The sequence below is a fragment of the Shewanella sp. 4t3-1-2LB genome (genome assembly GCF_017368415.1).
GTDB classification, from domain to species: Bacteria; Pseudomonadota; Gammaproteobacteria; order Enterobacterales; family Shewanellaceae; genus Shewanella; species Shewanella fodinae.
Genome location: NZ_JAFNJD010000010.1, coordinates 21,591 through 36,239, shown reverse-complemented (window position 1 = coordinate 36,239; position 14,649 = coordinate 21,591). Strand labels below are relative to the sequence as shown.

Annotated in this window: 12 protein-coding genes; all 12 read left to right on the top strand. The window is 49.6% G+C overall.

Features of this window, described 5'->3' with window-relative positions; all coding sequences use genetic code 11:
* Nucleotides 1-138: 138 nt before the first annotated feature.
* The 12 genes from hyaA (J3L11_RS05730) to hypD all read left to right on the top strand — a co-directional run bounded on the left by hyaA (J3L11_RS05730) (nt 139) and on the right by hypD (nt 14,647).
* Complete coding sequence (hyaA, locus tag J3L11_RS05730) at nt 139-1,275, top strand: nickel-dependent hydrogenase small subunit (protein ID WP_133039486.1); 1,137 nt, start codon at nt 139-141, stop codon at nt 1,273-1,275.
* A 3-nt stretch (nt 1,276-1,278) separates the two neighbouring features.
* Entirely contained in the window at nt 1,279-2,982 is a 1,704-nt protein-coding gene (gene hyaB, locus J3L11_RS05725) for a nickel-dependent hydrogenase large subunit (protein WP_189616280.1), read from the top strand.
* Nucleotides 2,983-2,994: 12 nt separating this feature from the next.
* Complete coding sequence (cybH, locus tag J3L11_RS05720; protein WP_207570429.1) at nt 2,995-3,666, top strand: Ni/Fe-hydrogenase, b-type cytochrome subunit; 672 nt, start codon at nt 2,995-2,997, stop codon at nt 3,664-3,666.
* A 464-nt stretch (nt 3,667-4,130) separates the two neighbouring features.
* A complete protein-coding gene (gene hyaA / locus J3L11_RS05715; protein WP_133039483.1) occupies nt 4,131-5,270 on the top strand; it encodes a nickel-dependent hydrogenase small subunit in 1,140 nt (379 codons plus the stop codon).
* Nucleotides 5,271-5,273: 3 nt separating this feature from the next.
* The gene (hyaB, locus tag J3L11_RS05710) at nt 5,274-6,977 is read left to right on the top strand and encodes a nickel-dependent hydrogenase large subunit (protein ID WP_207570428.1); all 1,704 of its coding nucleotides are present in this window, start codon (nt 5,274-5,276) and stop codon (nt 6,975-6,977) included.
* A 12-nt stretch (nt 6,978-6,989) separates the two neighbouring features.
* The gene (cybH, locus tag J3L11_RS05705) at nt 6,990-7,658 is read left to right on the top strand and encodes a Ni/Fe-hydrogenase, b-type cytochrome subunit (protein WP_189616276.1); all 669 of its coding nucleotides are present in this window, start codon (nt 6,990-6,992) and stop codon (nt 7,656-7,658) included.
* Nucleotides 7,659-7,674: 16 nt separating this feature from the next.
* Nucleotides 7,675-8,274: a HyaD/HybD family hydrogenase maturation endopeptidase gene (locus J3L11_RS05700; RefSeq protein WP_189616274.1), complete on the top strand. Its 600-nt coding sequence runs from the start codon at nt 7,675-7,677 to the stop codon at nt 8,272-8,274.
* A 2-nt stretch (nt 8,275-8,276) separates the two neighbouring features.
* The gene (locus J3L11_RS05695; protein ID WP_207570427.1) at nt 8,277-10,070 is read left to right on the top strand and encodes a NiFe hydrogenase; all 1,794 of its coding nucleotides are present in this window, start codon (nt 8,277-8,279) and stop codon (nt 10,068-10,070) included.
* A gap of 3 nt (nt 10,071-10,073) precedes the next feature.
* On the top strand, nt 10,074-12,476 hold the full coding sequence (gene hypF, locus J3L11_RS05690; RefSeq protein WP_242695113.1) for a carbamoyltransferase HypF: 2,403 nt from the start codon (nt 10,074-10,076) through the stop codon (nt 12,474-12,476).
* Between the two features lie 47 nt (nt 12,477-12,523).
* Entirely contained in the window at nt 12,524-13,288 is a 765-nt protein-coding gene (hypB, locus tag J3L11_RS05685; protein ID WP_189616270.1) for a hydrogenase nickel incorporation protein HypB, read from the top strand.
* The gene (locus J3L11_RS05680; RefSeq protein WP_189616268.1) at nt 13,288-13,530 is read left to right on the top strand and encodes a HypC/HybG/HupF family hydrogenase formation chaperone; all 243 of its coding nucleotides are present in this window, start codon (nt 13,288-13,290) and stop codon (nt 13,528-13,530) included. The genes hypB and J3L11_RS05680 overlap by 1 nt, the downstream gene beginning before the upstream one ends.
* Nucleotides 13,523-14,647: a hydrogenase formation protein HypD gene (hypD, locus tag J3L11_RS05675; protein ID WP_189616266.1), complete on the top strand. Its 1,125-nt coding sequence runs from the start codon at nt 13,523-13,525 to the stop codon at nt 14,645-14,647. Before J3L11_RS05680 ends, hypD begins: the two co-directional genes overlap by 8 nt.
* The last annotated feature ends 2 nt before the right edge of the window (nt 14,648-14,649 follow it).

The window sequence follows — 14,649 nt, the reverse complement described above, 5'->3', positions numbered from 1 at the left end:
GTACGCTGTCACGATTTTCACCATTTAATGACAAACATCAATTTTTCAGCCTTTTTGGTAGACCACTCACACAAGGTGGCAGGGGTAGCGTTATCCGTTAACGCCCATATTTTAGGACACAACATTTAGGGTAAATCCATGGAGACTCATTCAGCTCTATATCAGCAAGGACAACAGCGGCTAGCTGCGTTACGACAACTACCCGCGCGCCAAGATCAATCATTGACGGAACGTATGCAGCAATATGGCATTAGTCGTCGTGATTTTATGAAGTGGAGCGCATCGGTCACGGCGTTACTGGCATTACCGCTGCCATTCAGCAATCTCGTGGCGGAAGCTGCCGAATTGGCGGATCGGGTGCCCTTGGTGTGGCTACATATGGCGGAATGCACCGGGTGTTCCGAGTCGCTAACACGGGCCGACACGCCCGATCTCGACACGCTGATTTTTGATCATATTTCGCTGGAATATCATGAAACCCTGATGGCCGCCGCAGGCTGGCAAGCAGATGAAAATCTTGAACACGCACTTGAGCACTATAAAGGCAATTATCTACTGGCGATTGAAGGCGCGGTACCTACCGCCAATAATGGTGCCTTTTTGACCGTAGGCTGCAAAGGCCACACCGGTTTGCAATCCGTGCGCGAAGCCGCCGCGGGCGCTGCCGCCATCATCTCTGTTGGTACCTGTGCTTCCTTCGGTGGTGTGCAAGCGGCGGCCCCTAACCCCACAGGGGCGAAAGGGGTTCATGAAGTGATTGATAAAACGGTTATCAATCTAGGCGGCTGCCCTCCCAGTGAGAAAAATATCGTCGGCACACTGATGTATTTTGTGATGTTCGGGCGGTTGCCAGCATTGGACATGTTTAACCGCCCCAAATGGGCCTACGGGGCTCGGGTACACGATAACTGTGAGCGTCGTGGCCATTTCGATTCTGGTGAATTTGTTGAGCAGTTTAGCGATGACAATGCCAAGAATGGTTACTGCCTATACAAAATGGGCTGTAAGGGCCCCTACACCTACAACAACTGTCCTACCGAACGTTTTAACAGCCATGTCAGTTGGCCGGTACTCGCCGGGCATGGCTGCATCGGTTGTTCTGAACCCAACTTCTGGGACGATATGGCGGATTTTGAGAAACCCCTTGGTCGCCAGTTATTACATGGGCTGGATGCCACCGCAGATACCGTTGGTGCCGTCATTTTAGGTGCGGCAGCCGTTGGTATTGGTGCCCATGCCGTTGCCAGTTTGTTTGTCGGTTCCAAGGAGGAGTAATCCATGAACCAACGTGTTGTTATTGACCCTATTACCCGTATTGAAGGCCATCTGCGTATTGAAGTGGAAGTGGATGAGCACAATGTGATTCAAAAAGCTTGGGCCTCCTCTACTTTATGGCGCGGTATTGAAGTGATCCTCAAAGGCCGTACTCCTATGGATGTCGGCTTATTGGTACAGCGGATCTGTGGTGTCTGTACCTTTTCTCATTACCGGTGCGGCACCGAAGCCGTCGAAAATGCCCTGGGTGTAAAAATTCCGTTGAATGCCCAGTATTTGCGGTCACTGATGATGACCGCCCTGCACTATCACGACCATATTGTCCATTTTTACCATCTGCATGCCCTGGACTGGGTGGATGTAGTATCAGCCCTGAGTGCCGACCCCGCCAAGGCGGCACAAGTGGCGATGAAATACAGTGATAAGCCACTGGCGGCAGGTGAAGGCGATTTGCGGGCAGTGCAGGAACGAGTTCAGGGATTTGTAAATAAAGGCAAGCTTGGCCCCTTTGCCAACGCATACTGGGGTAACAAGACCTATCGTTTCTCGCCGGAGCAAAACCTAATTGCACTGTCACACTATCTAAAAGCATTGGAAGTACAGCGTGTTGCCGCAGAGATGATGGCCATTTTTGGCGGTAAGCAACCACACCCGCAATCAGTCGTTGTGGGCGGTATGACAGCCGTGCGCGATCTGGTTAATCCAGCACGTTTGCAGGAATGGCAAGCCAAACACGACATCGTGACAGACTTTATTGAACGCGCCTATAAGGCTGATATCATCATGGCGGCTGATGCTTTTGGCAAAGAAGCTTCTGTGCTGGGTGGTGTTAATGTTCACAATTTTGTCTGCAGCAATGAATTTATGGGTGCTGATGGTCAATATATCTTTAAACAAGGTGTGGTTCTCAACGGTGATCTCAAGCAAGTCACCGATATTAATCCTGACTTGATTGCTGAGGACGTCACCCATTCCTGGTATAAAGCCGACAAGCCACAGCATCCTTACGTTGGCACGACCATCCCGGAATACACCGGCTTTGTTGAGCGCGATACTGTATACGGTAAATTACCGACAGTGGATGGTGACAAAAAATACAGTTGGGTGAAATCGCCTCGTTATAATGGTGAGCCAATGGAAGTCGGCCCACTGGCATGTCTGTTGGTCAACTATGCCAAGGGCAATCCATTGGTGGTAACTGCGGTTGACGATTTACTGAAACGCACCGGCTTACCGCTGGAGGCGCTGTATACTACCTTGGGACGCACGGCGGCCCGTATGTTACAGACATCAATCATCGCCAAAGAAAGCAACAATATCTTTAATGCACTGATCAACAACCTTAAAAGTGACGAATCTCTGTATCGTAAACCCGAGATAGACCCAAGCAAGGAATATGTCGGACACGCGATTATTGAGGCACCACGAGGCATGCTCAGTCACTGGGTACGTATTAAAGGCGGCGTCGTCGAAAATTATCAGGCAGTGGTGCCCACCACTTGGAATGCCGGGCCAATGGATGCTCAAGGCAAAATTGGTCCCTTTGAAGCATCACTGGTTGGCCTGCAACTGGAAGATCCCACCAAACCGCTAGAGGTCCTGCGGATCATCCATTCTTTTGACCCATGCATGGCTTGTTCAGTGCACATGATCGATTACAAAGGTCAGTCACTGGGTGAATTTCGTGTAGGTCCCAATGCCTGTTAAGGAGGGAAAACGATGACAACTGCCAATGTTGCCTACAAACAAGAGAAGGTCTTTAGTGCAGCGATCCGCGCTTTTCACTGGCTGAGAGCCTTGTCCATTGTGATATTGGTTGCCAGCGGATTTTATATCGCCTGGCCTTATCTGGTGGGCGCAGACTCAACCGATGTGCTGTTGCAAGGCTGGATCCGTTTCGTGCATCTTGCCTGCGGTTTTACCCTGTGTGCCATTACCATTTCTAGGGCATATCTGTTTTTTTTCGGCAAGAGTGATATTGAGCGTCGCTCTTTTCGGGATGTGATACGGCCTCAAAGCTGGATGGCACAGATTAAAACTTATCTGTGGATGGGCCATCTGGACAAAGCTGGCGTTTATGGCCCCCTGCAATTTATGACGTATTTTGCCATTTCTCTGATGGCAGCTTTGATGTGTATCACCGGTCTGGTGATGTATGCCAATGTCTTCCACCAAGGACTGGGAGGGGCGCTATGGAGTGCTGCCAGTTGGATAACTGAGTCCATGGGTGGATTGGCGATGGTGCGCCTCTGGCACCATTACATCACTTGGGGCTTTGTTATTTTCTTAGTGATCCATATATACATGGCCGTTTGGTATGGCATTCGCTTCAAACACAATGCAGTAGATGCCATTGTCTCTGGATATGACTATCATCCAGAAAAACACTAAATAGTATTGGTAGTATTGGGAAAGAGTATTGGGGTCTGTTTTACAGGCCCCTTCAAACGTGACGCAGATCTGATTTTATTGTTTGATTTAGTTGCCATTACACCAAGAAAAAAACGAAAAGCGGTATTTGTTAATGGTTTGTATCACCCACAGACGAAATATCGCTATCATTCATCATCATAAGTATTGAGAAGGTCACAAAACAGTAGCGAAAGATGCAGTTAAAATACCCTAAAATCTGAGCATTATAGAAATTTCAGGACAAATAGACAATTTGTCCAAGTCTTGGATTCAATATTTGATCGTCATCATATTGTGAAAAACTAATTAACTCCGGCTTCTCATCTTTCATTGAAAATTGATACACCTCAACATTTCAACCTTTCTATGACCCTACACTAGCGCTGTTAACTGTGTGAGCTTTAACGCAAATCGCCTTTTAAAAACAACATTAAGGTAAACCCATGGACACACATTCAGCCCTCTATGAACAGGGACGGAAACGGTTGGAGGAACTGCGCCAACTGCCCCCCCGTCAGGACAAATCACTGCAGGAACGCATGTTGGAACACGGCATCAGCCGTCGTGACTTCATGAAGTGGAGCGCATCGGTCACAGCTTTACTGGCTTTACCGCTGCCGTTCAGCAATTTGGTGGCAGAAGCCGCAGAACTGGCTGACCGGGTACCATTAATTTGGTTACACCTGGCCGAGTGTACTGGTTGTTCCGAATCTTTGGTTCGAGCCGACACCCCTAATTTAGATTCATTGATCTTTGATCACATCTCTCTGGAATATCATGAAACCCTGATGGCCGCTGCTGGCTGGCAGGCAGAAGAAAATCTGGAACATGCGCTGAAAACCTATAAAGGCAACTATCTGCTAGCGGTTGAAGGGGCTGTCCCTACCGCTAACAATGGCGCCTTCCTGACTGTTGGCTGTAAAGGTCATACCGGTCTAGAGATCGTTAAAGAAGCTGCTGAAGGTGCTGCTGCCATCATTTCTGTTGGTACTTGTGCCTCCTTCGGTGGTGTGCAAGCTGCGGCACCTAACCCAACCGGTGCTAAAGGCATCTATGAAGTGGTTGATAAAGCCGTGGTCAACTTGGGTGGTTGCCCACCTAGCGAAAAGAACATCGTTGGTACATTAATGTACTTCATCATGTTCGGTCGCTTACCAGCACTGGATATGTATAACCGTCCAAAATGGGCCTACGGTGCCCGTGTTCATGATAACTGTGAACGTCGTGGCCGTTTCGATTCTGGTGAATTCGTAGAACAGTTTGGTGATGAAGGTGCTAAACAGGGTTACTGCCTGTACAAAGTGGGTTGTAAAGGCCCTTACACCTACAACAACTGCCCAACCGAACGCTTCAACCACCATGTAAGCTGGCCAGTTTTGGCAGGTCACGGCTGCATGGGTTGCTCTGAACCCAACTTCTGGGACGATATGGCAGACTTTGAAAAACCACTTGGCCGCCAGTTACTGCATGGTCTGGATGCCACCGCCGACACTATCGGTGCTGTCATTCTCGGTGCTACCGTCGTAGGTATCGGTGCCCACGCTGTCGCCAGTCTGTTTGCCGGTTCTTCCAAGGAGGACTAATCAATGAATCAACGTGTCGTTATCGACCCTATCACCCGTATTGAGGGTCACCTCCGCATTGAAGTGGAAGTGGATGAAAACAATGTAATTAAAAAGGCATGGTCTGCCTCTACGCTGTGGCGCGGGATCGAAGTGATCCTCAAAGGCCGTACCCCAATGGACGTAGGTCTGATCGTGCAGCGTATCTGCGGTGTATGTACCTATTCTCACTATCGTTGCGGTACTGAAGCAGTTGAAAATGCACTTGGGATCAAAATTCCACTGAATGCCCGTTATCTGCGGTCACTGATGCATACTTCGCTGTTTATGCATGACCACGTGGTGCATTTCTATCACTTGCATGGTTTGGACTGGGTGGATGTGGTATCTGCACTGAGCGCTGATCCTGCAAAAGCTGCACAAGTTGCGCTGAAATACTCAGATAAGCCAATTGCAGCAGGTGAAGGTGAATTGCGTGCCGTACAGGAACGCGTTAAAGGCTTTGTGGAAACCGGTAAACTCGGCCCATTTGCTAACGCTTACTGGGGCAACAAAACTTACAAGTTTACACCTGAGCAAAACCTGATCGCGCTATCCCACTACCTGAAAGCTCTTGAAATTCAGCGTGTTGCTGCTGAAATGCTGGCCATTTTCGGCGGTAAACAGCCACACCCACAGTCTCTGGTGGTCGGCGGTGTTACTTCTGTACGCGACATGCTGAGTCCAGTACGTCTGCAGGAATGGAAGCAGAAACACGATATCGTAACCGACTTCATTGAACGCGGATATAAAGCTGACATAGTGATGGCGGCTGAAGCCTTCGGTGGCGAAGCCTCTGTGCTGGGCGGTGTTAACGTTCACAACTTCATGGCAACTAATGACTTTGTCACTGCTGATGGTGAGTACATCTTCCAGCAGGGCGTCATCATGAATGGCGATCTGAAGAATGTGACCGATATCAATCCTGATCTGATTGCCGAAGACGTTACTCACGCTTGGTATAAGGCGGATAAACCACAACATCCTTACGATGGCACCACTGTACCTGATTACACCGGTATGGTTGAGCGTGATACCGTCTATGGCAAACTGCCAACACTGGATGGTGACAACAAGTACAGCTGGGTGAAATCACCACGTTACAACGGCGAACCTGTTGAAGTAGGTCCATTGTCCTGCTTGCTGGTGAACTACGCCAAAGGCAATAAGGTTGTGGTTGATGCTGTTAACGGTCTGCTGCAACGCACTGGTCTGCCAATTGAAGCTTTGTTTACAACACTGGGTCGCACTGCCGCCCGTATGTTGCAGACATCTATTGTGGCTCAGGAAGGGGTTAAAACCTTCAACGCACTGCTGAGTAACATCCTGAGTGACGAGGCCACTTATGTGAAGCCTGTTATTGACCCTAATAAAGAATATGTGGGTCACGCCATGATTGAAGCACCACGCGGTATGTTGAGCCACTGGATCCGCATCAAAGGCAGTCTAGTAGAAAACTATCAGGCAGTGGTCCCCACTACCTGGAACGCAGGTCCTGTGGATGCCAATGGCAAAGTAGGTCCGTACGAAGCATCATTGCTGGGTCTGAAATTGGAAGATCCAACTAAACCGCTGGAAGTCATCCGTATTATCCACTCATTTGACCCATGTATGGCCTGTGCTGTGCACGTTATGGACTACAAAGGTCAATCACTGGGTGAATTTCGCGTTGATCCCAACGGCCTGTAAGGAGGAAGTGTTATGGCAGCAAGTATTGCCTATAAACAGGTAAAGATCTTCAGTGCCGCAATACGTATCTTTCACTGGCTGAGAGCGCTGGCGATTGTAATGCTAGTGGCCACAGGGCTTTATATCTCCTGGCCATATTTAGTAGGGGCTGACTCTACTGACGTATTGGTTCAGGGCTGGATCCGCTTTACTCATCTGATTTTCGGATTTGTGTTATGTGCGGTAACTCTCGCACGTGCCTATCTGTTCTTCTTTGGGAAAAGCGACATCGAGCGACGGTCCTTCAAGGATGTGATGAGCTTTAAAAGCTGGATAGCTCAGATCAAATCCTATCTGTGGATGGGCCATCTGGATAAAGCAGGGATATATGGACCGTTGCAGTTTATGACCTATTTTGCGATTTCGGTTGTAGCTGCTTTGATCTGTGTTACCGGACTGATATTGTATGCCAACGTTTATCACGAAGGCTTGGGTGGCGCGCTGTGGAGCACCGCATCCTGGTTGACTGAAGCAATGGGTGGCCTGGCCATGGTGCGTATCTGGCACCACTACATGACCTGGGTATTCATTATCTTCGTGGTAATCCACGTGTATATGGCCGTTTGGTATGGCATTCGCTTCAAGCACAATGCTGTGGATGCGATAGTATCAGGGTACGATTACCACCCAGAAAAGCACTAGGAGTCCAATGCGCCCAATGAAAGTATTATTATTGGGAATTGGCAATGTACTGTACGCCGATGAAGGTATCGGCGTACATTTTGTCAATTATATTCACGAGAACTACCGCTTCTTCCATCCTGAGCATGAGCTAGTTATGCTCGATGGCGGCACGCTGGCACAAGGTCTCACCCCTATTATTAGTCAATTTGATTCACTGATAGTGGTCGACACCATCAACGCCGCAGGCTGCGAACCAGGGGAAGTTTACTTTTTCGACTTTGATCGGGCTCCGCCTGAAGTTGACTGGCAAGGCAGCGCCCACGAAGTGGAAATGCTGCAAACATTGACAATGATGGAAATGTTAGGCGACCGTCCGCACACGATGGTGCTAGGGGTAACGCCAACCGTCATTGAACCTATGACACTGGGATTGACCGAGCGTATTGCCGCCGCTGTACCTCTGATGGAAACTGCGCTTCTCAAACATCTTGAAAATCAGGGATGGCAATGTGAGCGTATTTCCTATACCGACATCGCCGATCTTATTCCGCAATCCTACAAACCCCGTCTGTCCATGGGCGACAGAACCAGCGGCCACGCCCCGCGCCGGCAGGAAACGCAGGACACCGATTAATAATGAAATTGCTGAGATTCGAGTTTGACTGTTCTAAACAGGTGCCTTGGTATGGTTACTTATGCAATCAATACCTTAATTACCAAAAACTGAATTTAACCATAGGCTTGCTGGCTATCCGCCACCAGGCCGATAGCCATTTGGAGCAACAGAAAAAGCCGGTCATCACCTGGCGCTATTTGCTGGAAGCGGAAGGCGAGCAGGCACAACTGGAACAGTTAGCTGAGCAGATAGCCGCTGATTTTCTGATTAGCGTTAACCTGCTAGATTCTCGGATATTGCTCGCTACTGAACGTCTTGGTGATAACAAGCCTATTGACGTTACCTCGGCACAACTGCCCTTCTGCCAACACTGTCAGCCTCGTTTAGGTGATAACCAACATGCTGATTTTGCCAACCTGACATTGACATGTGAACACTGCCACGGTGAACAGGCGACAAAATCGCTCGCTAAAGTTGCGGGATTACAGCGTCAGGACATACAGCAACTGGCAATGCGTTTATTGGAAGGTGAAACGCTGTTCCTTGACGATGTCAACGGAAAGCTGGTTGTCAGTCGTCAAGCTATTGGCTCAGGACGGCAACAACTGTTGGTATGTAACCCCAATACGCTCAATAGTTTGTTCCAAGTCAGCGATAACGAAGTGCTGGCGTTATCTTCTATTGAAAAACCGCTGCTACTATTGCGTCCTACCGCAGCGGCCAAACTGCCAGCACCTTTGTATGAAGTGGGTTTCGCAGCATCGCGTCTGCAATTGGTGCTGACAGAGTTTCTCCGGGTCAAAGGCGTTGATGCTATCTATTGTCATCGGGAAAATCAGCAGGCGTTATATGCTCATATGCTTGGCATGGATATCCCTGTCCGCGCGCCGATGGTAATACTCAATCAAGCCAAACTAGGGCAACCGTTGCCAGAAACCCTGCATGACAGTGCCAGATTTGGCCAATATGTGGCAAAAGCAAGTGGTAAACGCCAACAGCAGTTGACCGTTAGCTTGAGTGACGATGAATCGATTTGGGATTCCACTGAAGCCAGCAACGCTGCACAGTGCGCATTGTTAGGTATTGCCGCTGAAGATGGCAGCAGTAACAATCTAGGATTACTCTATTTCAGTGACGAATATTGCTCTCAGTTGCTCACCTCTGACGATAAAGGCAATGTTAGCTGTTTTATGCAGATCCCCGAGTTACCAGTACATGGACGGGAAATTGTGGCGGCGTTAGAAGCCAGTCCACAACAAGGGGTATTTGCCAAATTTGCCGAGCAGTATCCAGAACTGTACCAACGGCTAATGCAGCTAGATCTCAGTGATTGCCCGAAACAGAGCCTTAAAACTTTATGGGTAGTGGCCGCGGTGATCATCGGTATTCAAGCTGATAGCAATGCGCAACTTGCTGATGCATTTGTGGCTGCCGCGATGAGCAATACCAGTGCCAATGCACCACGTATTGACTATCCACTGGTGTCCGGTGACAGCGCCAGTTTCAATTGGTGTAAGACTTTTGGCACCTTAATCAGTTTCCGTCTTGCCGGGGATGAAGATGCCGCCAAACTGGCTTTTGCCATGAATGACTCACTGGCGGATTTTATCGCAAACTGGATTGAACGGCTGGATCTTAATACCGCAATTCGCCGTGTTTATCTGGCTGGTAGTAGCTTTGCCAACCCAGTACTGGGCCGCCGCATTGCATTGAGGTTAGGGAAAAACTTCGCGCTTGGCGTTAGTCAAATGCAGGATCTCGACGGTGCGCTGTTAGCTGCTGGGGCACTTTACCTACGTCAACGCCGGAGATAGCTCATGAATGAAGCCGTCACATGTTCATCGGAAAACACTAACAGCAACATGCTGCTGGCCCGGTGTTACCATGTGACGGGGATTGTCCAGGGAGTGGGATTCCGCCCCTGGATTTATCAACTTGCTAAACGCTATGGTCTGTGCGGGCATGTACTGAATAACGGTGAGGGTGTAACCATTGCGGTGCAGGCGGATATGGCCGCACTGCAAGCGTTTGATCATGCTCTGCAGTCAGAACGTCCACCATTGGCACGTATCGATAGCCTGCATTTTGAGCCAGCCGCCGTAGATGCAGCGCTTAACGATTTCAGCATTCATAAAAGCACCGCCACCACCCAGGCGCTGGTTGCTGTGGGTACTGATAAAAGCTGTTGCCCGGAGTGTCTGAAAGAGATCCGCGATCCCAATAATCGTCATTACCACTACCCTTTTACCAACTGCACCCATTGCGGGCCGCGTTATACCATTATCAATAATCTGCCCTACGACCGCCATAACACTTCAATGGCCGCATTTGCGATGTGTGATGATTGCCGTCGAGCATATGAAGACCCCATGGACCGCCGCTATCATGCGCAGCCAGTCAGTTGCCCTAAATGTGGCCCGCAACTGCGCTTTGTCGATAATCAAGGCCATGAACTGGCGACACGAGAACAGGCATTTACCGCCGCCGTAGCCGCCATTCAGTCGGGAAAGATTCTCGCCATAAAAGGGCTGGGTGGTTTTCATCTAGTGTGTGATGCCACCAATCATCAGGCAGTCACAACACTCAGACAACGCAAACATCGACCCGCCAAGCCGCTGGCAGTGATGGTGGCTGACTTGTCTATGGCGCGGCAATATGCCGTTGCAACCGATGCCGAATGGCAACTGCTAAGCAGCCAGGAGCGGCCGATTGTCCTGCTGCAAAAATCAGTTTCTGCTGAGATCCCGCTAAGTGCCGCGGTGGCACCAGATATCGACCGCATCGGGCTGTTTATGCCTTACACACCACTGCACACATTATTGCTCGATGCCGTGAAAACGCCATTAGTGGCAACCAGTGCCAATCTTTCCGGTGAACCAATAATCACCGACGGTGAAGCAATTCTCGCACAGTTGGCTAATGAACATTTTAGGGTGATCGACGCCATGCTGGATCACAACCGGCCAATCCTCAACGGCTGTGATGATTCTGTGGTACAAATGTGCGGCGGTGAATTGCAAGTGTTGCGACTCGCGCGCGGTTATGCGCCGCTGAGTCTCCCCAGTAAAGTGTTAGCCAAACAAGCGTTGCCGTCAGTGCTGGCGGTAGGTCCACAGCAGAAAAACACTTTAGCACTGAATATTGGCAACACCCTGTACCTGAGTCCGCATATTGGCGATCTGTTCAGCATAGGTGCCGAAGGTTATTTCCAGCGCACACTGGCCAGCTTCAAGCGGATGTACCATGTTAATGCCGACTTAATCGTGCGTGATCTGCACCCAGATTACGCCTCTAGCCGTTGGGCACAGGAACAAATACAACCTGTCACCGCAGTGCAACATCATTATGCCCATGTATTAGCGACACTGGCGGCCAACGATTTTGATGGTAAGGTGTTGGGGTTCAGCTTTGACGGTACCGGTTTAGGCGCTGATGGCGAACTGTGGGGCGGCGAGTTGTTATTGGCCGATAGCAACGGTTACCAGCGCCTTGCCAGTATCAGTCCGTTTGCCTTGCTTGGCAATGAACTCGCCATCAAATCTCCGTTTCGCTTAATGCTGGCGCTATTGCTGCAGCAATTTAGTATTGACGAGATTATCGCCATGGAATTGCCAGCGTTGCGTGGTCACAGCCACGCGTTGCTGCGCAATCTGGCAAAAATTTTTGCCGCTGGCAAAATGCCAAAGTCCCACTCAGTTGGCAGACTTTTCGATGCACTGGCGGTATTGTTGGGCCAAATGCAAGATACGCAGTATGAAGGCCAGGCCGGAATTATTATCGAAACATTGGCTCGGCGTGCAGAAGCTGAGGGTAAAACCGAAGAAGCAAGCGCACTGCTGCTGCAGTTACCATTACGGCAGCACCCAGGGTTATTACTGGGACAATGGGATACAGTGGCGCTATTCAGTCAGTTGCTGCAAGCCAAGCAACAGCAACGGGATAACGGCGTTATTGCCATTGCCTTTATGCAGGCACTTGGCGATGCCATCTGCCACAGTGCTGTAAAAGCGCAGCAGCTTTTAGGAAGCGCACTACCCGTGGTATTGACCGGTGGTGTATTTCAAAACCGTTTTTTAACAGAGTATTGCTATCAACAACTGCAGGCGCGTGGCATACAAAGGTTGCCGCAACACTTGGTGCCAGTTAATGATGGCGGTATTGCCTTAGGACAGTTGTGGTATGGTCTCAAGCACGCCACACCGCTGCCCGACCCAATTTAAATCGGCTGACGCTATTGGCGCAGCCCACAGTCAAACCGGAGTTTGCTATGTGTAAAGATTGCGGTTGTTCTATTGCAGGACATGAACACAGCCATGATCACCACCATCATCATGAACTGTCTACTAACCCACAACTCAACGACAAGAAAACCTTGTCAGTGATCCATAAAATTCTCGACAAGAATGATGTTGAAGCCGCCCATAACCGTGAGCATTTCGAAGAACACGGCGTGATGGCGTTCAATCTGATGAGCAGTCCAGGTTCAGGTAAAACCACGTTGCTGGAGCATCTTGGCGACTACACCAGCAAGAAATTCTGTGTGATTGAAGGCGACTTGGAAACCTCACGCGATGCTGACCGCTTGAAGGCAAAAGGCATCAGCGCGGTGCAGATCCAAACCGGCAGCGCCTGCCACCTAGATGCCTTTATGGTGCATGGTGCCCTGCATCAGCAGCCACTGGATAACATGGATATCTGCTTTGTTGAAAACGTGGGCAATCTGGTGTGTCCAGCCAGTTACGATGTTGGCACCCATAAGAATGTAGTGCTGGTTTCTGTACCAGAAGGCGAAGATAAGATTGAAAAATATCCGGTCATGTTTCGTAAGGCCGATGTCGTCCTGATCACCAAATGTGACCTGCTGCCCTACTTCGACTTCAGTACCGAAGAGGCTAAAAGCCAAGTGCAGAAACTCAATCCTAATGCCAAGGTGATCTGCGTTTCCATCAAAGAAAAAGAAAGCATGCAGGAAGTTGCCCACTGGTTTGAACAGGAACTGGCGGCATTCAACGCAACTTTGGAGACTGTCTAATGTGTCTGTCTATCCCTTCGCAAGTTGTTGAGCTGCATCCAGAGACACAAAGTGTCACCGTTGATACGCTTGGCGTAAAACGCACTGTCAGCTGTCATCTGCTGGAAGAGCCATTAGCCATAGGTGACTATGTATTGATCCACATAGGTTTTGTGATGAATAAAATCGATGCTGCATCAGCAATGGAAAGCCTAACGCTGTATAAAGAGATCGTGGATAAAATGGAGGCTGCCGATGTCTGAGCTGCAACTCAAGCAGCTCTATGATGGTTTTCGCGACCCCCGTACTGTTGCAGAGCTAGCCTCACAAATCAAAGAGTTAGCAGCAAAGTTGACGGAGCCGGTAAACGTCATGGAGGTGTGTGGTGGTCATACTCACACCATCATGAAATACGGTCTATTACAGCTGCTGCCAGATAATATCGAATTTATTCACGGCCCCGGCTGCCCTGTGTGCATTATGCCCAAAGAGCGTATCGACCAGGCTGCCGCACTAGCACAGTTACCAGATGTCATTTTAGTCACACTGGGCGATATGATCCGAGTACCGGGCTCCGAAGGCTCCTTAGCGCAGTTCCGTGCTAAAGGCTGCGATATTCGTCCTGTGTATATGCCATTGGATGCTTTGAAAATTGCACAGGAAAACCCGGATAAAACCGTGGTGTATTTCGCCATTGGCTTTGAAACCTCCACACCCATGACTGCGGTGCTGCTGGAACAAGCTGAAAAACTCGGCATCCACAACCTGCTATTCCATATCAACCATGTACTGGTACCGCCCGCTATTGATGCGGTGATGGCTGATCCCGAAACTCGGGTAAATGCGTTTATCGGCCCATCCCATGTGAGCGTGATCACTGGCAGTCAGATTTATCAGCCAACAGTAGATAAATATCACACGCCGGTTGTAGTTTCAGGGTTTGAACCCGTCGATGTGATGCAGTCAATCCTGTCGATTGTCAAACAAAAGGTCGAAGGTCGTTGTGAGCTGGAAAACCAGTACGAACGTGCCGTTAGCTACAAAGGCAATGAAGCCGCACAGCGTAAGGTGGCTCAATATTTCACCGTGCGCCCTAGCTTCCGCTGGCGAGGGCTGGGGCCTATTCCTAACTCAGCACTCATGCTCAGGCCAGAATACCGTCACCGCGATGCCGAACTCAAATACGGCGAACGCTTACCAGTAAAAGAAATTGACGATCACAAAGCCTGCCAGTGCGGTGATATTCTGCGGGGCAAAGCCAAACCTCAGGACTGCAAAGTTTTTGGCCGTGGCTGCACGCCTCAAACACCACTAGGTAGCTGCATGGTAAGTTCCGAAGGTGCGTGTAATGCCTACTACCGCTATGCAGGAGTAAAATAACC